Source organism: Bradyrhizobium sp. CER78, from assembly GCF_029846235.1.
Taxonomy (GTDB): domain Bacteria; phylum Pseudomonadota; class Alphaproteobacteria; order Rhizobiales; family Xanthobacteraceae; genus Bradyrhizobium.
On the sequence record NZ_JARVWP010000006.1, the window covers coordinates 413623 to 437077 of the forward strand.

Below are 23455 nucleotides of genomic sequence, written 5' to 3' on the forward strand. Positions count from 1 at the left end.
AACGTGTGCTGATCAAGGGACTCCCGCTCTGCGGGAATCGCCGCATGCCCCAATTGGGCTATTTGTCACGCGATTTCACGGCGTCCTAAATCGATTTAGCGTCTTGACAGTGCACGGCATTTTCACGGAAATGGGTTTCCGCAAGAGCCCGGATCCCATTTTCGATGATCAAATCCGAACTTGTTCAGCGTATCGCCGAGCACAACCCGCACCTCTACCAGCGGGACGTCGAGAACATTGTGAATGCGATTCTCGATGAAATCGTCGCGGCGCTGGCGCGTGGCGACCGCGTCGAGCTGCGCGGTTTCGGCGCATTCTCGGTGAAGCATCGCCCGGCGCGTGCCGGCCGCAATCCGCGTACCGGCGAGCATGTGCCGGTCGACCAGAAGAGCGTGCCGTTCTTCAAGACCGGCAAGGAAATGCGCGAGCGTCTCAATCGCGACGAGGCCGAGACGGGAGCCTCCAAGATCGACGCGCCCAAGGCTGATGCTTAAGGCTGACGCCTGAGCGCCGCCTCCTGCGTTGCCGTGCTGCGGGCGATGCGCCCGCACTTTCTCCATCGCTGCGAGAGATGGTCATGCGAAAGTTCTTCACGGCAGTGGTCGTCATTCCGCTCGGACTGATCTTCATCATCTTTGCCGTCGCCAACCGTCACTGGGTGACGGTGTCGTTTGATCCCTTCAATTCTGTGACGCCGACGGTTGCGGTCACACTGCCGCTGTTCGTGGTCATCATCGCTTCCGCGATCCTGGGTGTCATCGCGGGCGGCATGGCGACCTGGTTCAAGCAGGGGCGCTGGCGCCGCGCCGCCCGGCAGCACGAGGCCGACGCCCGCCACATTCGCGCCGAGCTGGCCGACCTCAGGGCCGCGGCGTCCCGGGACGACGCGCAGCGCCGCCCGGCCGCGGCCCAACTCGGGTTTTACGGGCCCAATGGGCGAGACAAGCAGGGCGCGACGTTGTAGAACCCGCCCCGTCGGACCAGGGCTCACCCCGGTTCCGGCCGCCCGAAAACCTGTTTTGAGACCCGTTTCGAGACCATGCCCCTGCTCGTCAAAATCTGCGGCCTGTCCACGCGCGAGACGCTCGACGTCGCGCTGGATGGCGGCGCCGACATGGTGGGGTTTGTGTTCTTCTCCCCGTCGCCGCGCCATATCAGCCTCGAGACCGCGCGCGAGCTCGGCAAACAGGCCAAGGGCCGCGCCGCGAAGGTTGCGCTGACCGTCGATGCCGATGACGCGACGATCGAGAACATCATCGAGACGCTGCGGCCGGATATCCTGCAACTGCACGGCAAGGAGACCACCGCGCGGCTGCGTGATCTCAAGCAGAAATTCGGCCTGCCGCTGATGAAGGCGCTGCCGGTCGAAACCAGTGCCGATCTCGCGCCGCTGCCGGGCTATGCCGGCGTCGCCGACCGCATCCTGTTCGATGCCCGCGCGCCCAAGGATGCGACGCGGCCGGGCGGTCTCGGCGCGCCGTTCGATTGGCACGTGCTGGAAAATCTCGATCTCGCGCTGCCCTACATGGTCTCCGGCGGGCTCAACGCCGACAACGTCACTGAGGCCGTCCGCGTCACCCGCGCCGGCGGCGTCGACGTCTCGTCGGGCGTCGAGCGCACGCCCGGCGTCAAGGATCCCGAGCTGATCCGCGCCTTCATCCGCGCCGCACGCGCAACCGACTCCACTTCACCTCTCCCCGTTTACGGGGAGAGGTCGACCGCGCACCGCGCGGGCGGGTGAGGGGCGCCGCAAGCGATGATCGAGCAAGTGGAGAAACCCCTCACCCCAACCCTCTCCCCGCAAGAGCGGGGCGAGGGGGTGGAAACAGCGCCGCAAGCCGGCAAGAAGAACTGATGGTTCGATGAATCAAAACCTGCCCAATTCCTTCCGCAGCGGCCCCGACGAGCGCGGGCATTTCGGCATTTTCGGCGGACGCTTCGTCGCGGAAACGCTGATGCCGCTGATCCTCGATCTGGAAAAGGCCTATGCCGACGCCAAGGCCGATCCGGCGTTCCAGGCCGAGATGAATGTCTATCTTAAGGACTATGTCGGCCGGCCCTCACCGCTCTATTTCGCCGAACGGCTCACCGAGCATCTCGGCGGCGCGAAGATCTATCTGAAGCGCGAGGAGCTCAACCACACCGGTTCGCACAAGGTCAACAACGTGCTCGGCCAGATCATGGTCGCGCGCCGCATGGGCAAGAAGCGCATCATCGCCGAGACCGGCGCCGGCCAGCATGGCGTGGCGACGGCGACCTTGTGCGCACGGTTCGGGCTCGAATGCGTGGTCTATATGGGCGCAGTCGACGTCGAGCGGCAGCAACCGAACGTGATCCGCATGGAGATGCTCGGCGCCAAGGTAGTCCCGGTGCAATCAGGCGCGCGCACGCTGAAGGATGCGATGAACGATGCGCTGCGCGATTGGGTCACCAACGTGCACAACACCTTCTATTGCATCGGCACGGTGGCCGGCCCGCACCCCTATCCGATGATGGTGCGCGATTTCCAGTCGATCATCGGCCATGAGACCCGCAAGCAGATGCAGGAGGCCGAGGGCCGCCTGCCGGACTCGCTGATCGCCTGCATCGGCGGCGGCTCCAATGCGATGGGCCTGTTCCATCCGTTCCTCGACGATCCCTCGGTCGAGATCTTCGGCGTCGAGGCGGCCGGTCACGGGCTGACGCAGCTGCATGCCGCCTCGCTTGCCGGCGGCCGGCCCGGCGTGCTGCACGGCAACCGCACCTATCTGTTGATGGATGCCGACGGCCAGATCGAGGAAGCGCATTCGATCTCGGCCGGCCTCGACTATCCCGGCATCGGCCCGGAGCACGCCTGGCTGCACGAGACCGGCCGCGTCAAATATCTCTCGGCGACCGACGAGGAGGCGTTGGCCGCATTCCAGCTGCTGTCGCGGCTCGAAGGCATCATCCCCGCGCTGGAATCCGCGCATGCGATCGCGAAATTGTCCGAACTCGCGCCGCAGCGGCCGAAGGATCACCTGATGGTGGTCAATCTCTCGGGCCGTGGCGACAAGGACGTGCCGCAGGTCGGCGACATCTTGAAGGCGAGGCAGAAGTGACGGGCTGGGCACTCCTTCCTTACCTCTCCCCGTCGGGGAGAGGTCGGCTGCGCAGCAGCCGGGTGAGGGGTCTCTCCACTCATTCGAACCGCAGCGATGTTTCGATCATCTCGAGCACACCCTCGAGATTCTCATACACATCGGTGTTGGTAACCCGCACAACGAGAAAGCCGCAAGCTTCGAGGACTTTGGTCCTGGCCTCGTCGCGTATCAGTTCTGATGACGTCGAATGTGTTGCGCCGTCGACTTCGACGATCAGTTTGCCGTCGAGCGTGACGAAATCGACGACGTATCGGTCAATCGGGTGCTGGCGACGGAATTTCCATCGCGCTAGCCTCCGATTGCGCAGCGCCTGCCAAAGCTTTGCCTCGGCGTTTGTCTGTGACGCGCGGAGGCTTCGCGCTCTTGCTTTGAACCGCTCCATCCCCCTCACCCGGCTGCTACGCAGCCGACCTCTCCCCGGAGGGGAGAGGTATAGCACAGCGACTGTCCAGCCATGACTACCCGTATCGACGCACGTTTCGCCGAGCTGAAGCAGCAGGGCCGCTCCGCTTTCGTCACCTTCGTGATGGCCGGTGACCCCGATGCCAAGACCTCGCTCGACATCCTCATGGCGCTGCCGAAGGCCGGTGCCGACGTCATCGAGATCGGCATGCCGTTCACCGATCCGATGGCCGACGGTCCGTCGATTCAGGCCGCGGGGCTCCGTGCGCTGAAGGGCGGCATGACCTTGCGCAAGACGCTGGCGATGGTCCGCGACTTCCGCAAGGAGGACAACGCCACGCCGATCGTGCTGATGGGCTATTACAATCCGATCTACATCTACGGCGTCGACAGCTTCCTGGCCGATGCCAAGACCGCCGGCGTCGATGGCCTGATCATCGTCGACCTGCCGCCGGAGGAAGACACCGAGCTCTGCATCCCCGCGATGAAAGCCGGGCTGAACTTCATCCGCCTGGCGACGCCGACCACCGACGACAAGCGCCTGCCGGCGGTGCTCGCGAATACCTCGGGCTTTGTCTACTACGTCTCGATCACCGGCATCACCGGCGCTGCGACGGCCGATTCGAACGCGGTTGCGGAAGCGGTCGCCCGCATCAAGCGGCACACCAAGCTGCCGGTCTGCGTCGGCTTCGGCATCCGCACCCCGGAGACCGCGCGCGCGATCGCCGAAAACGCCAACGGCGCGGTGGTCGGCACCGCGATCGTCGACGTGGTGCGCGCCAACCTCGATGCCGAGGGCCGCGCCACGCCGAAGACCGTGAGCGCGGTGGCGGACCTGGTGTCGGCGCTGGCGCAGGGGGTCCGGGGCGCCAAACAGGCCGCTGAATAAGCCACATTTTGCGGCAACAAGGCCGCAGACGGCGGCTTGCCGGGTTCGCCCGGCCCGCCATATATCCAGCTGGTGCGGGACCGACCCGCATTTCGGAGCGAACCATGAACTGGCTCACCAACGTCGTCCGGCCGAAGATCCGCAACATCCTGCGGCGCGAGACGCCGGAGAATCTCTGGATCAAATGCCCGGATTCCGGACAGCTCGTGTTCTACAAGGACGTCGAGGCCAACCAGTTCGTGATCCCCGGCTCGAACTACCACATGCGCATGGGCGCGGTGGCGCGCCTGAAGTCGATCTTCGACAACGAGACCTGGTTCGATGTCGCGTTGCCCGAGGTGACGCCCGATCCGCTCAAGTTCCGCGACGAGCGCAAATATGTCGACCGCATCAAGGACGCGCGCACCAAGACCGGGCTGAACGACGCGGTCAAGGTCGGCTATGGCAAGCTCGAGGGCGCCGGCGTCGTGGTCGCGGTGCAGGATTTCGATTTCATGGGCGGCTCGCTCGGCATGGCCGCCGGTGAAGCGATGGTGCGCGGGCTCGAGCTCGCGGTCGAGAAGAAGTCGCCCTTCATCGTGTTCGCCGCATCCGGCGGCGCGCGGATGCAGGAAGGCATCCTGTCGCTGATGCAGATGCCGCGCACCACGGTCGGCGTGCAGATGCTGCGCGAGGCGCGGCAGCCCTATATCGTCGTGCTGACCAATCCGACCACCGGCGGCGTCACCGCCTCCTATGCGATGCTTGGCGACGTCCAGATCGCCGAGCCCGGTGCGTTGATCGGTTTTGCCGGCGCGCGCGTGATCGAGCAGACCATCCGCGAGAAGCTGCCGGAAGGTTTCCAGCGTGCCGAATATCTCCGCGAGCACGGCATGGTCGACATGGTCGTGCACCGCCACGACATGAAGGCGACGCTGGCCCGGCTGTGCCGCCTGTTCACCAAGTCGCCGGCGCTCGAAACCGCATCGAAGCCCGCAACGCCCGTCACCGAGCCGGCCCAGATCGTCACGGCCCCGGAGACGGTGCCGGCCGCGCCGCACGCGTGACCGCAAGCGCCGCCCCATCGCAGGCCTCGTTCGAGGCGTTGATCGCGCGGATATCGGCGCTGCATCCGAAGCGCATCGATCTCAGCCTCGATCGCATGCGCGGTCTGATGGAGCGGCTGGATCATCCCGAGCGCAAGCTGCCACCGGTGATCCATGTCGCCGGCACCAACGGCAAGGGCTCGACCGTCGCCTATCTGCGCGCGATCCTCGAAGCCGCAGGCCTGCGCGTGCACGTCTTCACCTCGCCCTATCTGGTCCGGCTCAACGAATGCTACCGGCTGGGTGCGGTCGGCGGCGGCAAGCTGGTCGGCGACGATGAGCTGCGCGCGACCTTCGAAGATTGTGAGCGCGTCAATGCCGGCAATCCCATCACCATCTTCGAGATGGAAACGGCGGTGGCGTTCTGCCTGTTCGCGAAGCATCCGGCCGACGTCGCGCTGCTCGAGGTCGGGCTCGGCGGCCGGCTCGATTCCACCAATGTGGTCGAGACGCCGCTGGCCTCGGTGATCACGCCGGTCAGCATGGACCATATGGAATTCCTCGGCGACAATCTGACGGCGATCGCCGGCGAGAAGGCCGCGATCATCAAGCGCAAGGTGCCGGTGGTGTGCGCCGAGCAGGCGCCGGATGCGATGGCCGTGATCGAGGCCGAAGCGAACCGCCAGCGCGCGCCGCTGCATGCGGCCGGCCAGCAATGGCATGTCGGCGTCGAACGCGGCCGGTTGGTCTATCAGGACGAGCGCGGTCTGCTGGATCTCGCCGCGCCAAAACTGTTCGGCAGGCATCAGTTCGACAATGCGGGCCTCGCGATCGCGACCCTGCGCGCGATCGACACGTTCAAGCTCAATATCGCCGCCTACGAGGCCGGCGTCGTCAATGCGGAATGGCCGGCGCGGATGCAGCGGCTGGTCTCCGGCACGCTCGTCTGCCAGGGGCCGCAGGGCTCCGAGGTCTGGCTCGATGGCGGCCACAATGCCGAGGGCGGCCGGGTTGCGGCCGCCGCGCTCGGCGACCTCGAAGAGCGGGTGTCGCGGCCGCTGGTCGTGATCGCAGGCATGATGGCCAACAAGGATGCCAATGCCTTCCTCGCCAATTTCGCCGGTTTGACGCGCCACATCATCGCGGTGCCGGTGCCCGGCCGCGACAACGGCATGGCGCCGGACAAACTCGCCGATGCCGCGCGTGCGCTCGGCATGCGGGTCGAGATCGCGACCGGCGTCGACACCGCGTTGCAACGGCTTGCGACGCTGGCCTACGAGGTGCCGCCGCGCATCCTGATCACGGGCTCGCTGTATCTGGCCGGCCCGGTGCTTGCAGCCAACGGCACGCCTCCTGCATAACAGGCCTCGCGTCCGGATGCGGTGCGCATGAGGAGGACAACACATCATGCGATTTGCTGCGATCGCCGACATCCACGGCAACCATCTCGCGCTTGAGGCCGTGCTGTCGGACATCCGCGCGCAGGGCATTTCCGACATCGTCGATCTCGGCGACATGGTGAGCGGACCGCTCGATGCGCAGCCGACCGTCGATATGCTGATGAAGCTCGATGCGGTCCATCTGCTCGGCAATCACGACCGCTATCTGATCGATCGCCCGCACGAGAAAATGGGCTCCTGGGAGCGGCGGACCTACACGCAGCTCGAGCCGCGGCATCTCGACTGGCTGCGCACGTTGCCGGCGAATGCGGTCTATCGCAACGAGGTCTTCCTCTGCCACGCGACGCCGCAGGATGACGAGACCTATTGGCTCGACACTGTGCTGCCGGGCGGCGAAGTCTTGATGTCCGCGCTGGAAACGATCGAGGCGAGGGCGACCGGCGTGACGCAATCGCTGATCCTGTGCGCGCACACGCACACCGCGCGAGCCGTAAGGCTTCGCGACGGAAGGCTGATCGTCAATCCAGGCAGCGTCGGCTCACCCGGCTATCGCGCCGGCAAGCCACATCCCCATGTCGTCGAGGCCGGATCGCCCGATGCACGCTACGCCATCCTCGAACAGGCTGGTGGCGACTGGGACGTCACCTTCCGTCACATCCCCTACGATCACGCGGCGATGGCGGCGCTGGCGCGGCACAATGGCGAGGCCGAACTCGCCTTAGCGCTGGCGACGGGATGGATCAGGTAAAGCAAAACGGCCGGCTTTCGCCGGCCGATTCGCAAATCAGCTAATTCGAATCTGATCAGACCGCAGCGGTGATCCACTGCTGCAGCTTGGCCTTCGGCGCGGCGCCGACCTGACGGGACGCCATCTCGCCGCCCTTGAAGATCATCAGGGTCGGGATCGACATCACGCCATACTTCGACGCGGTCTTCGGGCTCTCGTCGACATTGAGCTTCACGATCTTGACCTTGTCGCCCATCGCACCGGAAATCTCATCGAGAGCGGGCGCGATCATGCGGCAGGGGCCGCACCATTCGGCCCAGAAGTCGACGACCACCGGCCCGGTCGCCTTGAGCACTTCGGCTTCGAAATCGGCGTCAGAAACCTTGCCAACGGCCATGTGAGTACCTCGTTCGGTTGAGACAAAAGGGCGCGGTGGAGAATCGCGCCCGGGAGCATGGGGCAAACGTATGAACGCCCCCTTGCCGGGTCAAGCTTGCTCACGCCGACATGAACTTATGCCAGCCCGGCGTCCAGCGCGGAGGCGGAAATCTCCATCATTTCAGCGGTTTCGGTCCAGAGCAGGGCGGCGTGGATGATCCTTTGGGGATAAAGTTTTGCCAGCACCGCGCGGTACAGCGCGAGCTGCCGGATATAGCCCCTGGGGGCCTCGGCGGCGGTCTTTGGCGGGGCGTGGTTGGTCTTGAAATCGACGATCAGGACCTCGTTCGGCGTCACCACCAGCCGGTCGATCTGGCCGGAGACCAGCGTCTTCGGCTGGCCCGGCCGCTCCAGCCGGCCCACGATCGACACCTCGGCACGGCTGCCGGGGGCAAACACCGGTGCGAAGCGCAGATCGACGGTCAGGGCGACCACTTGCCGAGCCAGCGCCGCGCGCTCTTCCTCGCTCCAGCCATCGGCGTTGCGGCTGAGATAGCCGAGCGCCGCGCCGAGCCGCCGCTCCAGCGCGACGTCCGGCAGCGATTGCAGCAGGCGATGCACCAGCGTGCCGCGTTGCCGGGCGCGGGCGCGCAGCTGCACCGATTCGCCTGATCGTATCGGGTGGCGGTCGTCATCGGCCGGATCGGACGGACGCAACACGCCCGCGGCGGCGGCTTCAGGTGCGGCCGCCGTCCGCAGCCAGGACGGCAGCGCGACCGGTGCCGCGGCCGCTGATGCCGCGGCACCGGTGAGATCGGCCGTGTCGTCGGGCCGCGAATAGCGCATCACCTTGCCGGCCTGCGTCTCGATTTCCTCGAGCTTGAGCCCGGAATTGGCGAGCCCCTTGGTGATCAGATCGTACCAGGAGGATTTCCGCACCGTGTTCATGTTGCCGGGCATGCAACCGCCGACGATCAGCCGGTCGGCGGCACGGGTCATCGCGACATAGAGCAGGCGGCGATATTCGTCCTCGGTGTCGCCGAGCATCGCCTTGCGCGCGTCGGCGACATTGGGCGGATCCTCGGCCTTCTTGCCGGCCCACACCACGACGCCGGGCGCGTTCGGCGCGGCGTTGCCCTGCGGCAGGTGGATCAGCCTCAGCCGCTGGGTGTCCGATGGCGAGGTCGTGGTGTCGACCAGGAACACCACCGATGCCTCGAGGCCCTTGGCGCCGTGCACGGTCATCACGCGCACTTCGTCGCGCGAGATTTCCATGTCGCGCTTCACCTCGGTGTCGGCGGCGCGCAGCCAGGCGACGAAGCCCTGCAGCGAGGCCGGCGCCTTGCGCTCATAGCTCAGCGCGAGCTCGAGGAATTCGTCGAGCGCATCATTGGCCTCATGGCCGAGCCGGCGCAGCATGCGCGCGCGTCCGCCATCGCCGCCGAGCAGCCAGGCGTAGAACGCGAACGGCGTCTCCTGGGTGAAGCGGCGCTCGCACTCTTCCAAGCGCCGCAGCGCGGCCGAAAAGCGCTCATCAGTCGGCGCCTGCGCGGTCAATGCCTCGCGCAGCGAACCGCGGCGCTGATACGCCAGCTTGAACAGATCGTCGTCGTCGAGGCCGAACAGCGGACTCTTCAGCGCCACCGCGAGCGCCAGATCGTCCTGAGGCAGCAGCAGCGCGTCGGCGAGGTTCATCAGGTCGATGATCGCGATGTGCTCGGTCAGCTTCAGCCGGTCGGCGCCGGCGACCGGAATGCCTGCGTGCTTCAGCGCCTGGATGACAGCGTCGAAGGCGTTGCCGCGCCGCCGCACCAGGATCAACATATCTCCGTAACGCAGCGGCCGCCGCCCGCCGGCGCTGCCGGTCATGGTGCCGCTGCTGACCAGGCGCTTGATTTCGGCCTGGATGCGTCGCGCCAGCTTCACTTCGGGGCTCGTCATCGCGACGCCGTCGAACGGCGCACGCCAGCCTTCGATGTCCTGGCGGTCGTCGGCGACGGCGAGATCCCACAGCTCGATCAGGCTGGGGCCGGCATCGGCCATCGCGTTGTGGATCGGGTAGCCGTTCTCGACCGCGTGGATGCTGCGGAAGATCTCCTGCTCGCGGAACACGTGGTCGACCGAGTGCAGGATCACCGGTCCCGAGCGGAACGAATAGGTGAACGACACCGGATCGAATTTCAGCCCGGCTTCCTCGAACCGCCGCTTCAGCTCGCGCCGGCGTAGATCGAACTCGCGCGGTGCCGCGCCCTGGAACGAGAAGATCGACTGCTTCTCGTCGCCGACCGCGAACACCGTGCGCACCAGCCCGTCGCGCGCGCCGGCGCCGGAGGTGAATTCCGAGATGATATGCGCGACAATGTCCCATTGCCGCGGGCTGGTGTCCTGCGCCTCGTCGATCAGCACGTGATCGACGCCGCGGTCGAGCTTGTAATGCACCCAGCCGGAGGAGACGCGGTCGAGCATATCCAGCGTCTTGTCGATCAGATCATCATAGTCGAGCAGGCCGCGTTCCAGCTTCTCGCGCCGGTAGTGTGCGGCCGCCGCGGTCGCGATGTGGATCAGCGCCTCGGTGCGGTCGCGCGCGACCACGGCACGTCGCCGCTCGATCAGCGGACCGAGCCGGTCGATCTCGGCCTCGAACCTGTTGCCCGCGACCGAATTCTTTTTGATGAAATTGTTGGTGATGACGGACGCGCGCGGCGCGCGGTCATCGGTCAGGAACACGCCGAGATATTCGTCGACTTGCGCTGCGCCGGTAAAGGTCAGCGCAGCCCGCAGCCGTTCGGCCTGCTTCTGATCCGCCTTGCTGCTGGTGTCGAGCAGCGTCGCCATCTCCCGCCAGCTCGACCGCGGCAGGTTCGGCCCATCGACGATCTCGCGCTCGACATCCTCTATGCGATCGTCGGCAGAAACGCCGAGCGCGGCCGACATCTGCGCGGCGGCGGCCGCGGCGTTGCCGGCGGCGTCGGTCCAGGCCATGAAATGGTCGCGGCTGAGGCATGCCTCGCGGACCACCTCCTTGAAAGTGACGTCGGCAGCATTCGCCATCGCCGTGCGCAGCGCGCGGCCGACCGGACTGTCGGGAATCCGCGACGCTTCGAGGAACACCGCGAGGTTGGCACGCTCCATCATCTCGTTCTGGTCGCGGTCGTCGAGCACGGCAAAGCGCGCCGGCACATTGGCCTCGAACGGGAACTGCTGCAGCAGGCGGGTGCACAGCGCGTGGATGGTCTGCACCTTCAGTCCGCCCGGTGTCTCCAGCGCGCAAGCAAACAGTTTTCGTGCCTCGCGCCGTAGCGTGGCAGATGGATGCGCGATGCCGGCCTCGCGGATCGCGGCATCGAGCCCGGCGTCGTCCAGCGTCACCCAATGGCCGAGCGTCGTGAACACGCGTTCGGCCATGTTCGCCGCGGCGGCCTTGGTGAAGGTGATGCAGAGGATCTTTTCCGGCGGCACGCCCGATAGCAGCAGGCGGATCACGCGTTGCACCAGCACATGGGTCTTGCCCGAGCCGGCATTGGCCGACACGAAGGTCGACACCTTCGGGTCGGACGCGCGGGCCTGCGCATCGCGCACCGCCGGCGGGATCGGACGCGGAGCGTTCACCATTCCTCGATCCCCAGGCCGCCGGCGGCGGACCATTCCTTGATGCGCGCGAGGTCGTCATAGGCCCCGTAGCGGTTCGCCCACATCGAGAGATTTAGCGAGGTATAGGCCTGGCTCTCGTCGTCGAAGGCGCGGATCAGGGCCTCGAGCTTTCGCCGGGCGGCGTCGGCGGCTTCATCGGGCGGCTGCGGTGTGTCGTTGGTCTTGATCTTCAGCTCCAGCGAACGCTGCTCGCCTGGCGGGTTGTTGCCGCTCAGCCTGACATAGACGAGATCACCGACCGAAGAGTCGGCCGGAATGTCGGCAAAGCCGCCCTCGCGCAGGATCGCGGCCTCCAGCGTCAGCTGCGGCGACAGGCCCATGCGCACCTGCTTGCCGGTCGGCGGCTGGCCGGTCTTGTAATCGAGGATCGCAAAGCTGCCGTCGTCGCGCCGCTCGATGCGATCGGCGCGCGCGGAGAGGGTGAAGGTCCTGGCGTCGTCGAGCGGAATGCCGATCTCGCCGCGGATCTCGGCGTTGATGGCGTCGATGCTGACGCGCCGGGCCTGCTCCCATTCCGCGAACCACGCCGCGATGCGCTGGAAGCGCGGCCACCACAGCGCGCGTGCCTCGGGCCGCTCCATCAACGGCGCAAAATGTTTGGCGCCGATGTCGCGCAGCGCGCCCCTGATGTCGTCAGGCAGCGCGTCGGCGTAAGTTTGTGTGAACTCGCCGAGCGATTCGTGGATTGCGGAGCCGCGGTCCGCCGCCGACAGGGGCATGTCGACGGGATCGAGCGGATCGAGCCTCAGGATGTAGCGCGCATAGATCGTGTAGGGATCGCGCAGCCAGTCCTCGATTGCGGTGACCGACATCTTCAGCGGCCGCGCCTCGCGCGGGGGCCGCGGCTCCGGCTGCGGGATCGGCTCGACCTTGTCGGGCCGGTCGAGCTCGGCGGCATATTGCACGTAGATCTCGCCGGCCGACGTTGCCGCCTTCCAGCGCGCTTCGCCGGCAACCGCTTCGAGCCGGTGCAGGAAGCGCGAGGCGACCGCCGGCGCGCCGCCGACCTTCGCCGCATGGGTGAGGATCACCTCGTCATGGCCGAGCAGCTGCGCGAAGTCGTGCGCGGACAGGCCGATGCGCCGTTCGGGCAGATCGAGCCCGAGCTCGTGCCGCATCGGCCGGCTCAGCCAGGGATCGATCCGCGGCGCCGGCGGCCAGACGCCCTCGACCAGGCCGCCGAGGATGACGCGATCGGATTCCGTCAGACGCGCCTCGAGCTGACCGAAGATGTTGAGCTGCGCGCGCGCCGATTCCGGCCGCCGCACCATGCGGTCGGCGAAAGCGGTCTGGAACACCTCGGGATAATCCGCGAGCGGCGTCATCAGCCCGCTCGGCTGCTGCCTGGCGAGCAGCTCGTCGAAGGCGGAGGCCAGCGACGCACCGGCGCGCTCCTCGAACACGAGGGCGACGCCGTTCTGATCGGCCGACAGTGCGATCAGCGCCTCGCGGTGGCGCGCCGCGAGCTCGGCGAAATCATACGGCTTGGACGACGCCATGCCTTCGAGCGGCGCCAGCGCCGCCTGCAATCTGGTGATCAGGTCCTGGGCCTGGTTGAGCTCATTGTCGCGCAGCCGGGCGCGCGACTCCATGGCGTGCAGCGACGAGGTCTCGCCGCCATGCAGCTTGACCAGCTCGGCGCGGAAACGCGCAAAGTCGCGCGCGAGGCCGCCGGTTCCCGCTTGCGGCCGCGTGCCCCGCAGCAGCGCGATCTCCAGCACCTCGATCGCGTGCGTCAGCGCGCCATGCGCGTAGCCGAGCCGCAACAGCGGATGCTTGAGCAGCGCGAGCAATGTCGGCGGCTCAAGCCCGTTGGCTGCGGCCTCCGCGGCGAGGCGGGCGAACACGCCGGCCGGCGTCTCGATCAGCGCATCGCCGCCGGAATCATCGAACTCCAGCTTCCAGCGCGTGAGCGAGGCCATCACCCGGCGGGCCAGCGCGCGATCCGGCGTCACCAGTGCGGCCGATTTGCCGAGATGCCGTGCCTCGCGCATCGCGACCGCGATCGCCAGTGCCTCCATTTCCGGATTCGGCGCCTCGACCACCGTGAGATTGGTCATCCCTGCGGAAATCCGCGCCGCGATCTCCGGCCGCTCCAGCCGGTCATGCCATTGCGCGGTCGCGGTCGAGGGACGCATCGTTTCCGACACCAGCACCTCGCGGCCGAGCGGCGCGGGCTCCGCGAGGCTCTCGACATCGCGGCGCTTGATGCCGAAGCGGTCGAGCAGCGCGTGCATCGCGAATTGCGGATGGTTCGACGACGGCGGCGTTGTGAACCTGCCATCGTCACCGCGCTCGCCGCCGATCGTGTCCCAGCTGTCCTCGTCGAGATCGGTGTCGAGCCCGGGCAGCACCACGGCGCCATTCGGAAGCTTCGCCACCGCGTGCAGGAACTTCGCCGTCGCCGGCATCGAGCCGGTCGAACCGGCGGCAATCACCGGGCCCGTGGGATGCGCGGTCAGCCGTGCCGCCTCCGCCTCGATCAGGAGATCGCGCCGCGCGGCCGGCTCGATCCGGCCGATCTCCTTGAGGTAGTTCGGCCAGGCGTCGCGCGCGATGCGCAGGAAGTCGAGCGAGTGCTGCCAGTATTTGTCGAGCTGATCCGGCACCAGGCGGTCGAGCGCACGCCAGTCGACGCCGCGCGTCACCATGTCGTCCATCAGCCGCGCCAGGTCGCCCGCGAGCTGCAAGGTCGAGGCCGGGCCGCCGACCACCAGCGGCGCGGATACCGGCGTCTTCGCCCAGGCCGCGACCAGATGCGCCAGGGTCAGCCGGCGCTCGAGCTCGCCGAGCCGGGGCGGGATCTCCAGCAGCGCAGCGCCGCCGACATCGTCGCCCTGGTCGGCGAAGGCGAGTTCGTCCTCATCGATCTCGCCGAGCGCGACGATGCGCGGCAGCACCGCGGCGTCGGAATCGAGCACGTCGAGGAAGATTTCGCGCGCCAGCCGTCCGGCGCGGCGGGTCGGCAGATAGAGCGTGGCGTTGGCGAGCTTGGCCGGATCGTTGCGCGCCTCGAATCCCGCCACCAGGCGGCCGTCGACCAGCGCCGCAATCACGGTGCGCAGGAACGGCGCGGAAACGGGAACGCTGAAAACGCGCATGGGCTGCCTTGTTCGAATCAGGCGCCAATATAGGAAGCGGCGGCGGTCGTTAGCCACCCCTGCGGGTCAGCCATGACAGCTCAATGTCGTAGCGGGCCCGCGCAGCGATCGACGGCATCCAGGAACCAGCGTAGCGCAGGATCCTGCGCGGCGCGGCTGGTATGGATCAGGTCGATCGCGAAGGCGGGGATCTCGATCGGCGGCATCACGACGGCAATGTCGGCAAGCTTCGTAAAGCGCCGGGCGACGCGCTCCGCCATCGTGGCGATGAGATCGGTGCCGGCCACGGCGAATGGAACGGCCACCACATGCGCAAGCGTCACGGCGAGGCGCCGCTTCAACCCGTGGCGCGCCAGCAACGCGTCGATCACGCTCGGCAGGCCGTCGCCGCCGGCCGCCGAGAACAGCGCGTGCGGCAGGGTCGCATAGTCCTCCAGGCCGAGAGCCTCCGACCGGCTCGCGCGCACGGCGTCGCGAATGCAGACGAAGCGTTCCTCGAACAGGCGGTGCCGGACACAGCGCGGCGTCTCCGGCAGATGGCCGCCGATCAGCGCATCGAGCTCGCCGCGCTCGAGCTTTGCCAGCGCCACCGTCGCATCGGTCAGCGGGCGCACGGCAAGGTCGATGCCCGGGGCTTCCATGCGCAACAGCCGGGTCAGTTCCGGCACCAGAACGAGATCGCCATAGTCGGTCGCGGCGATGGTGATGCGCCGTCGCGCGGTGGCCGGATCGAAACTCCGGTCGGGCACCAGTGCGCCCCGGATCTGCCGCAGCGCCTCGCCGATCGGGCCCGCCAGCGCGAGCGCTTTTTCGGTCGGCTGCATGCCCGCGCCGGCGCGCAGGAACAGTTCGTCCGCAAACAGCGCGCGCAGCCTGCGCAGCGCGCTGCTCATCGACGGCTGGGCGAGGCCAATGCGTTCGGCCGCGCGGGTGACGTGGCGCTCCTCCATCAGCGCCTCGAAGGCGACCAGCAGGTTGAGATCGACGGTGGCTAAATTCATTACGGCAATAGTGGTCATAATAATAATCGATTTCAACAATGATCTGGACAGGCCTAGGGTCGTTGCAGATACGACGACGAGGCCGGAAAATTTGGCACGATCATTTGCGAGACTGATGCCGCGCGGGCCGACGTTGCTGATCATCGGCGTGCTGGCGGGCCTGATCTTTCCGGCCCTGGCGGACGGCGTGCGCCCGCTGATGGCGGCCGCGATCTTTGTTCTTGTGCTCGGCACCTTCCTCCAGATCGACGGTGAGGCGTTCCGACGCGCCTTGCGGCGGCCGCTGGTCTGGCTGCTGTTGCCGGCGGTCGCAATGCTGGTCTGTCCGCTTGCGGTCGGTTTCGCGGCGCGCGGCGCCGGATTTGCGCCGGAGCTTATCGTCGCGCTGGTGCTGTCGGTCTGCGCGCCGCCGTCGAGCGGCACCGCAGCGGTCGCGCGCATGCTCGGCTTCGATGCCACCGTTCCGCTCGCCGTGACGCTGCTGTCGATGGCGTTGGCCCCGGTCACCGTGCCGTTGATCGCAGCAGGATTTGCCGGCCTTGCGCTCGATCCGCTGGCGCTCGCTGGGCGGTTGGCGCTGCTGGTCGGCGGCGCCGGCGCGCTGGCGTTCCTGCTGCGCCGTCAGGCCGCGGCACAATTGGTGCAGCATGCGCGCCTGATCGACGCCCTGGTGCTTGCCTCGCTGCTGCTGTTCGCAATTGCCACCATGGCCGGGGTGCGTGCGCAGATCGAGGCGCAGCCGATCGCTGCGGCGACCTGCGTCGGCCTTGCCTTCGCCTGCAATCTCGCCTTGCAAGGGCTGGGCGCGCTGCTCACGCCGGGCTCGCTCGCCGAGCGGTTGACCACGGGACTCATTCTCGGCAACCGCAATGTCGGATTGGTCTGGTCGGCGATGGGCGCGACGGTGTCGCCGATGACGGCGCTGTTCTTCGCGGCGACACAGTTTCCGATCTACATGACGCCGCGCCTGATCGAGATGCTCGTCCGTCGCGAGCGATAAGGAGAATACCGCACCATGCGCGAGACGATCCTGACCGAACAGCTCGCCGTCCGTTTCGCGCGCATCGCGCTCGGCCACGTCACGCGCGAATATCCGAACAAGCCGGATCACGTGCTGGCCGGGCCGCAGGATGCGCGCACGCCGCGCGAGCTGCATCCGGTGTTCTTCGGCAGCTACGACTGGCACTCCTGCGTCCACAGCTATTGGATGCTCGCCCGGCTGTTGCGCCGCTATCCGGCATCCGAAGTAGCAGATGATATCCGCGCTCTGTTCGACGCGCAGTTCGTTGTCGAGAAGATCGCAGCCGAGTGCGCCTATCTCGCGGCCCCGACCGCGCGCGGCTTCAAGCGGCCTTACGGCTGGGGCTGGCTGTTGAAGCTTGCGGCAGAGCTCGCGCTGCTCGACGACGTCGGCTGGCACGAGCAAATCGCACCGCTTGCCGCAATCTTCGCGCAGCGGTTTCGCGATTTCCTGCCGCTCGCCACCTATCCGGTGCGGGTCGGCACGCATTTCAACACCGCGTTCGGGCTGCGCATGGCCGCCGACTACGCCGCGGCGACGCAGGACGATGCGCTCGGTGCGCTGCTGCGCGAGACCGCGCTGCGCTGGTACGGCGCCGATCAGGATTGTCCCGCCTGGGGCGAGCCGAGCGGCGACGACTTCCAGTCGTCTGCGCTGATCGAAGCGGAATGCATGCGGCGGCTGCTCGCGCCCGGCGACTTCCTGCCCTGGTTCGACCGCTTCCTGCCGCACCTCGCGCAACGCGAACCCGCAACCTTGTTTCGGCCCGCCACGGTGACCGATCGCACCGATGGCAAGCTTGCGCATCTCGATGGGCTCAATCTCAGCCGGGCGTGGTGCTGGCGTGCGCTGGCCGGTGCGTTGCCGCAAGCCGATGCGCGTCGACCGATTCTGCTGGACGCTGCGCGACGCCATCTCGACGCCGGCCTGCCGCATATTGCCGGCGACTATATGGGCGAGCATTGGCTGGCGAGCTTTGCGGTGCTCGCGATCGACGCCGATGATTGACGACGGAGTCGATGAGGTCAGGCTGAGCTGGAGCGGCGTCGAAGGTTCACCTCTCCCTTGGGAGAGGTCGATTTGCGCAGCAAATCGGGTGAGGGGTTACGGTTTATCGAGAGAGCAAGAGCCCTCACCCGGATTGCACTGGACGATGCTTCGCATCGCCAGGCGCAATCCGACCTCTCCCCAACGGGGAGAGGTGAACGGAGACCGCGCCAAGCCGATTTAACGAGAACTCATCCCGCCTTACGCGACGCTTTCCAGGTAGGCCTCTTCCGCGGCCTGGATCGCGTCGGGAGTTCCGACATGCATCCAGACGCCGTCGAGGCGCAGGCCGAACAGGCGTTCCTGCTCGTTGGCGCGATCGAACATCTTGGTCAGCGAGAACTCGCCGGCCGGCGCGTCCGCGAACAGCGCGGGCGACATGATCGCGGCGCCGGCATAGACGAACGGCACCACCTGGTTTTCCCGCCGCTTGCGCAGCGCGCCGTCCGGCAACATCGAATAGTCGCCGCGGCCGCTATAGCCGATGCTCGAGGCGGTCGGCGCCATCAGCAGCAGGATATCCATCCGCGCCGGATCGAAGGTCTCGGCCAGCCGCGCCAGATTGGAGCGCACGCCGTCGATCCACATCGTGTCGGCATTGAGATGGAAGAACGGCGCATCGCCGAGCAGCGGCAGCGCCTTCACGACCGCGCCGCCGGTGCCGAGCACCTGGTCGCGCTCGTCGGAGATGATCACATGCGGGCGGCTGCGGGGCTTGACGTGCTCGATGATCTGGTCGGGCAAATAATGCACGTTGACCACCGCTTCGCTGACGCCGGCGCCGGCGAGCTTGTCGAGCACATGGTCGAGCAGCGGCTGGCCGGCGACGCTGACTAGCGGCTTCGGCATCGTGTTGGTCAGCGGGCGCATGCGCACGCCGAGGCCCGCAGCGAGCACCATGGCTTTATGGGGAGTGACGGGCATTTTCCGGATATTCTCGGTCATCATCTCTCATGCGCCGATCATATCACGGCGATTCGGCAAGCACATCAATCAGACGCCATAGTCATGAGACATGACGGCCGTAAGACGGCAATAACGACGACCCCTTGTTGAAGCATGATCTTGCCGGAAAACCGTCTCCACTTTTCCGGATCATGCTCTAGACGTCGGCTTGCGCACCGCGTCTGGCAGTTTTCTTCTTCTTGTCGCCTTGTTTGAGGAAGTTGACGCCAATCTGGTCGCCATTGACCCATGCCAACTCGCAGCGGCGATAGGCCAATCCTGTGGACGACAGCAGCAGAAAAAACTCCTTGAGGGCCAGGCCCTCGACCGAACCCTCGACGGTCAGCTTGGCGCCCGTCTCGGACACGTCTTCCATGGTGCAGTCGCGCCGCCAGGTGCCGTCGATGCCCATCATGTGCGCGGCTATGCCGCGCTCAAACGTGACACGATCGCCCCTGCGTCGTTCCGTCCCCATCGTGTAGTCCCGCTCCCGATCCGGCCGCGCCATGGATGAGGTGCGGACTCTGCGAGCTTAGGGGACGCAAGGCTAATAACCCGTAAACTAAGGTACTGGGGGAGGGACGTTGGCTGTGTACCAGATGCGGAACGTCGTCAGCGCCGGATGGGCGAGCGAGCGCTCGAGATAGGTCCAGATCCGCGGCTGGTGCTTGAGATATTGCGGCTTGCCGTCGCGGCGGTTGAGCCGCGCAAAGGTGCCGAGCAGGCGGGTATTCCGCTGCGCCGACATGATCGCATAGAGCTCGGCGAAGCCGGCCGGATCGAAGCTCTCGTCGGTGGCGCGCCGCGCCTTGATGTAGCGGGTCAGGAGCGACAGTTCGAGCTGCTCGGGCACGTCGATCCGCGCGTCCTGCAGCAGCGACACCACGTCATAGGCCGCGGGACCGAGCAGCGCGTCCTGGAAGTCGATGATGCCGACGCGCAGGATGCCGGTGCGCTCGGCAAGCCAGATGATATTCGGGGAATGGAAGTCGCGGATCACCCAGGTCTGCGGCGCCGCGGCGGGCTTTTCCAGGAGGCCGCGCCACATCCCGAGGAATTCGGTGCGCAGCTCCTCGCTCGGCTGCGCGCCGCGGTCGGGCAAATACCATTCCAGCATCAGCCCGATCTCGATCAGCCAGGCGTCGATATCGAACACCGGGATGTCGTAGCTCTCGTCTGCCGTCAGCGGCAGCGTGTCGGGGAGTGCCTCGCGATGCAGCGCCGCCAGCATGTCGACGGCGGCCTCGTAACGCTCGGCGATCGGCCGCGGCGGATCGCCCTCGATGATGCCTTCGGCGCCGAGATCCTCGGTGATGAGGAAGCCCGATTCGAGATCGATGTGGCGGATCGCCGGTGCAGAGAAGCCATGTTTGCGCAGGCCGTTGCCGATCGCGACGAAGGGCCGCACGTCTTCGGCGAGATGCACCGCGGCGCTGTAGGAGCTGCCGTTGTAGATCGCCGGGCCGTCGGGACGGCGCGGCGAGTTCATCAGGATGACGCTGCCGTCGTCGTTGCGCAGCCGCGCATAGGAGCGCGTCGAGGCATCGCCGGGCATGCGCTCGCGCCGCGCGTTGAGGAAGCCTGCGCGATCGAGGAACTGGCGCAGCTCGTTGAGCCGCGCGACCTTCGCCGCGGCCTTGCCATAGCCGGTGATCTCGGCGGCGCGCGCGGCCGATCCGAGCGCCGGGCGGTGGCTGAACGCGATGTCGATGCGGTCAGTGGGCATCGCGTCGGGCGCGCGTTCCGGCCACTCGATCAGCGCGACGATGTCGTCGGGCAGCGGCGACAGCCCGATCTCCTCGAGTTCGCTGGCGTCATTGATGCGGTAGAGATCGGCATGAACCAGCGGAAACGGCGGCAGCTCGTAGCTCTGCGCCAGCGTGAAGGTCGGGCTCGGCACTTCCAGCGTATCGTCGGCGGCGAGGTAGCGGATCAGCGCGCGGGCGGCCGCGGTCTTGCCGGCGCCGAGGTCGCCCGACAGCGTGACGACGTCGCCGGCGCCGATCAAGAGCGCAAGGTCGGCCATCAGCTCTGACGTCGCGGTTTCGTTCGCGAGCGCCACCGAGAATGTCGAGGTCGCCGTCATTCGGCAGCGTTGCGATGTGCGGTCTGGTCGATCGGGAAGTCGCAGGTCACGGTCGTGCCGCGACCTACGGTCGAATCGACGCGCACCCGGCCGCCATGCAGCTCGACGAAGGAGCGGACCAGCGACAGGCCGAGCCCGGCGCCGCGATGCCGCGAGCCGTGCGAGTGGCTCTCGAACCAGTTGAACACCTTGTCGCGCATCTCGGCCGGAATGCCGGGACCGGCGTCGGTCACCGCGAACACCACGCTGTGCTCGGTGCGGTGCGCGCTGATCGTGACGGTCGCATCATGCGGCGAGAAGCCGACGGCGTTGGCGAGCAGATTGTAGAGCACCTGCACCACGCGCCGCTCGTCGCCGACGAAGGCGCCGATGTTGGGCTCGATATCGACCTTTAGCGTGATGCGGTCGGTCGCGAGGCGATCCTGGATGCCTTCGGCCGCGGCCTCGATCGCCTGGCCGATATTGACCGGGCCGAGCTCGAGCTTCATCGCGCCGGCATCGATGGTGGCGAGATCGAGAATGTTGTTGGTCAGCGCCAGCAGCGCGTTGGTGGATTTGGTGACGTAGTCGAGATACTCAGCCTGCTTCGGCGTCAGCGGTCCGGTCGAGGGATCGCTGAGGAAATGCGCGAAGCCGATGATGGTGGTGAGCGGCGCGCGCAGCTCGTAGGAGACGTGGTGGACGAAATCCACCTTCATCTGGTCGGCGGCTTCCAGCGCCTCGTTGCGTTCGCGCAGCGCCCGCTCGACATTCTCGGTGTCGGTGATGTCCTGGAACGCCAGCAGGGTCTTGCCGTCGGGCAGCGGGATGGTCATGCAATTCAGCACGCTGCCGTCCTTGCGCTCCAGCTTGAGCGCAACCTGGGCGCGGTTCTCGATCGCGGTGATCGATTCCCTCAGGGTGCGCCAGGTCAGGGCATCGTCGAACAGCGGCCGGCACAGCGCTTCCACTTGCTCGATATGCGGTTCGCCCTGCAGCGCGTCGGCCGGCAGCTTCCACATCTTGGCGAAAGGCGGGTTGAACAGCTCGGCGCGGCCGTTGCTGCCGAACACCGTGACCGCTTCGCCGAGATTGTCGAGGGTCTCGCGCTGCACCCGCGTCAGGCGGTCGTAGCGGCGCGCGAGGTCGAGGCTCTCGGTGACGTTGTCGAACAGATAGGTGACGCCGCCCTCGAGGTTCGGCGTGGTGACGACGCTGATGGCGCGGCCGTCCGGCAGGAACCAGGTGTAGGTCTCGGATTCGACCGCGCGATAGGCCTCGTGCAGCTTGGCCTTCCAGGCGCGGAAGTCCGGCTGCTCGGGCAGCTTGCGGTTGGCGCGCAGCCGGTCCAGCACGCTGGAATCGTCGGGGTTGCTGTCGAGGAAGGCCTGATCGAGGCCCCACAGCCGCCGATAGGACTCGTTGTAGAAGGTCAGCCGCCGGTCGGCATCGAATACCGCGACGCCGGAGGACAATTGGTCAAGGGTGCGGCGGTGCGCTTCGACCATCCGCGCGATCGCCGCGCGCAGCGCCGCGGCTTCGCTGGCATCGATCGCGATCCCGGCGCTGCCGCCGGAGAGCTTCAGTGCCTGGACGTCGTAGATCCGCCGCTCGCCGCTGACCACGATCGGCAGCCGCGCGGCATAGCTCGCATTGTCATTGAGCGCGCGGGTCAATTCGCCGCGCTGGTCGCTTTCGAGCAGTTCGAGATTGCGCTGCAGCGCGTCCGACACGCTCTTGCCCTCGGTGGCGCGGACATAGGCCGCGTTGGCATAGCGCAAATTGCCCTCGAGGCTCTTGGCCCAGATCGGCCAGGGGGCGGCAGCGGCGAAATCGCGCAGCAGCTCGGTCTCCTCCTGCAGCGTCTTGTAGCGCAGGTTGGATTCGGCGAGCTCGCGGCGCAGGCCGCCGAGCTCGCGGATCCGCACGATGGCCTGGCCGCCGATCGCGCGGCCCATCGCCTCGATGGCGCGGCCGGCCGAGGTCGAGAGGTTGAGCAGGAACGCCTCGCCCTTCTCGCGCAGCGCGTCGACCGCGTGGTCCATCTGCAGCGCCGGCTCGGGCGGCAGCCAGGTTCCGAAGGCGAGGATGCGCTGCGGCGGGCCTTCCTGCGACATCACCAGCGAGATGTCGCCCGAGATCTGCGGCCGGTTGTCGCCCGCGGCCCAGGAGATCAGCACCTGCGGCTCGACGAACAGCAGCGCGCGCAGCCGGTCCGATTGCGCTTGCAGATCCGTGATCTCGGACTGCAGCTGCTCCTCGTTCCGCGTCGCGCGCAGGCGGGTGCGCATCAACAGGATCGCGGCGACGGCGGAGAAGCCGACCAGCGCGAACGACGTCGCGAGGACCGCGACCTCCTGGTGATTGAAGCCGAAATGATCCGACATCGCCTGGGCCACCAGGCCCTCGGCGGCGAACGAGGTGCGGGCCGGCAGCAATGCTGACATGGCGAGCCCAATCATGCCGTCGCGCGCCAGTGAGGTGCATGACAGCAGGGTTCGACGCATTGCCGCGACTACGCCCGACATATGTTGCCCCAGAACGCACAAACCTTAAGGCATGATCCGGAAAAGAGGAGACCGGTGTTCCCTCACGGCAAACGTTGAACGTTCGTCCGGGGATCATGCCCAAGCAGGACCCGACAGCCCGACGAAGACCCCCCGTCGCGCTCGAATCAATCC

19 protein-coding genes are annotated in these 23455 nt (G+C 67.0%); 10 read left to right on the plus strand and 9 right to left on the minus strand.

Annotation, left to right across the window (positions count from 1 at the left end):
- Window positions 1–164: 164 nt before the first annotated feature.
- The 4 genes from QDT69_RS16105 to trpB all read left to right on the plus strand — a co-directional run bounded on the left by QDT69_RS16105 (window position 165) and on the right by trpB (window position 3080).
- On the plus strand, window positions 165–494 hold the full coding sequence (locus QDT69_RS16105) for an integration host factor subunit beta (protein WP_279707460.1): 330 nt from the start codon (window positions 165–167) through the stop codon (window positions 492–494).
- Window positions 495–577: 83 nt separating this feature from the next.
- Entirely contained in the window at window positions 578–964 is a 387-nt protein-coding gene (locus QDT69_RS16110) for a LapA family protein (protein ID WP_021082607.1), read from the plus strand.
- Window positions 965–1039: 75 nt separating this feature from the next.
- The gene (locus tag QDT69_RS16115) at window positions 1040–1741 is read left to right on the plus strand and encodes a phosphoribosylanthranilate isomerase (RefSeq protein ID WP_279707461.1); all 702 of its coding nucleotides are present in this window, start codon (window positions 1040–1042) and stop codon (window positions 1739–1741) included.
- 121 nt (window positions 1742–1862) lie between these two features.
- A complete protein-coding gene (trpB, locus tag QDT69_RS16120) occupies window positions 1863–3080 on the plus strand; it encodes a tryptophan synthase subunit beta (RefSeq protein WP_095731854.1) in 1218 nt (405 codons plus the stop codon).
- Between the two features lie 79 nt (window positions 3081–3159).
- Here the strand turns inward: trpB and QDT69_RS16125 are convergent, their stop codons facing one another.
- Window positions 3160–3504, minus strand: a complete 345-nt coding sequence (locus QDT69_RS16125; RefSeq protein ID WP_279707462.1) for a DUF559 domain-containing protein — start codon at window positions 3502–3504, stop codon at window positions 3160–3162.
- A gap of 72 nt (window positions 3505–3576) precedes the next feature.
- Between QDT69_RS16125 and trpA the strand changes: the two genes are divergently transcribed.
- The 4 genes from trpA (at window position 3577) to QDT69_RS16145 (ending at window position 7586) form a co-directional block, all read left to right on the plus strand.
- Entirely contained in the window at window positions 3577–4413 is an 837-nt protein-coding gene (gene trpA, locus QDT69_RS16130) for a tryptophan synthase subunit alpha (protein WP_279707463.1), read from the plus strand.
- A gap of 104 nt (window positions 4414–4517) precedes the next feature.
- Window positions 4518–5459, plus strand: coding sequence for an acetyl-CoA carboxylase, carboxyltransferase subunit beta (accD, locus tag QDT69_RS16135; RefSeq protein ID WP_050425714.1), 942 nt, complete (start codon window positions 4518–4520; stop codon window positions 5457–5459).
- A 95-nt stretch (window positions 5460–5554) separates the two neighbouring features.
- Window positions 5555–6799 carry a bifunctional folylpolyglutamate synthase/dihydrofolate synthase gene (locus QDT69_RS16140; protein WP_279707536.1) on the plus strand — a complete coding sequence of 415 codons (1245 nt, stop codon included), beginning with the start codon at window positions 5555–5557 and terminating at the stop codon, window positions 6797–6799.
- Window positions 6800–6845: 46 nt separating this feature from the next.
- Window positions 6846–7586, plus strand: a complete 741-nt coding sequence (locus QDT69_RS16145) for a metallophosphoesterase family protein (RefSeq protein WP_279707464.1) — start codon at window positions 6846–6848, stop codon at window positions 7584–7586.
- 55 nt (window positions 7587–7641) lie between these two features.
- Here the strand turns inward: QDT69_RS16145 and trxA are convergent, their stop codons facing one another.
- The 4 genes from trxA to QDT69_RS16165 form a co-directional block, all read right to left on the minus strand.
- Window positions 7642–7962 carry a thioredoxin gene (gene trxA, locus QDT69_RS16150; RefSeq protein WP_016847387.1) on the minus strand — a complete coding sequence of 107 codons (321 nt, stop codon included), beginning with the start codon at window positions 7960–7962 and terminating at the stop codon, window positions 7642–7644.
- Window positions 7963–8078: 116 nt separating this feature from the next.
- A complete protein-coding gene (gene addA, locus QDT69_RS16155) occupies window positions 8079–11555 on the minus strand; it encodes a double-strand break repair helicase AddA (protein WP_279707466.1) in 3477 nt (1158 codons plus the stop codon).
- A complete protein-coding gene (gene addB, locus QDT69_RS16160) occupies window positions 11549–14695 on the minus strand; it encodes a double-strand break repair protein AddB (RefSeq protein WP_279707467.1) in 3147 nt (1048 codons plus the stop codon). Before addB ends, addA begins: the two co-directional genes overlap by 7 nt.
- 80 nt (window positions 14696–14775) lie before the next feature.
- The gene (locus tag QDT69_RS16165; protein WP_279707468.1) at window positions 14776–15696 is read right to left on the minus strand and encodes a LysR family transcriptional regulator; all 921 of its coding nucleotides are present in this window, start codon (window positions 15694–15696) and stop codon (window positions 14776–14778) included.
- Between QDT69_RS16165 and QDT69_RS16170 the strand changes: the two genes are divergently transcribed.
- Entirely contained in the window at window positions 15683–16696 is a 1014-nt protein-coding gene (locus tag QDT69_RS16170) for a hypothetical protein (protein WP_279707469.1), read from the plus strand. The two genes, QDT69_RS16165 and QDT69_RS16170, sit on opposite strands and share 14 nt — an antisense overlap.
- A 15-nt stretch (window positions 16697–16711) precedes the next feature.
- Window positions 16712–17725: a DUF2891 domain-containing protein gene (locus tag QDT69_RS16175; RefSeq protein ID WP_279707470.1), complete on the plus strand. Its 1014-nt coding sequence runs from the start codon at window positions 16712–16714 to the stop codon at window positions 17723–17725.
- Between the two features lie 240 nt (window positions 17726–17965).
- On the opposite strand, the gene QDT69_RS16180 is transcribed toward QDT69_RS16175, so the two are convergent.
- The 4 genes from QDT69_RS16180 to QDT69_RS16195 form a co-directional block, all read right to left on the minus strand.
- On the minus strand, window positions 17966–18688 hold the full coding sequence (locus QDT69_RS16180) for a nucleotidyltransferase family protein (RefSeq protein WP_279707471.1): 723 nt from the start codon (window positions 18686–18688) through the stop codon (window positions 17966–17968).
- A 178-nt stretch (window positions 18689–18866) separates the two neighbouring features.
- Window positions 18867–19184, minus strand: a complete 318-nt coding sequence (locus QDT69_RS16185) for a PilZ domain-containing protein (RefSeq protein ID WP_035653764.1) — start codon at window positions 19182–19184, stop codon at window positions 18867–18869.
- 87 nt (window positions 19185–19271) lie between these two features.
- On the minus strand, window positions 19272–20795 hold the full coding sequence (tsaE, locus tag QDT69_RS16190) for a tRNA (adenosine(37)-N6)-threonylcarbamoyltransferase complex ATPase subunit type 1 TsaE (protein ID WP_279707472.1): 1524 nt from the start codon (window positions 20793–20795) through the stop codon (window positions 19272–19274).
- Window positions 20792–23302, minus strand: coding sequence for a PAS domain-containing sensor histidine kinase (locus QDT69_RS16195; RefSeq protein ID WP_279707473.1), 2511 nt, complete (start codon window positions 23300–23302; stop codon window positions 20792–20794). The genes tsaE and QDT69_RS16195 overlap by 4 nt, the downstream gene beginning before the upstream one ends.
- Window positions 23303–23455 lie beyond the last annotated feature (153 nt).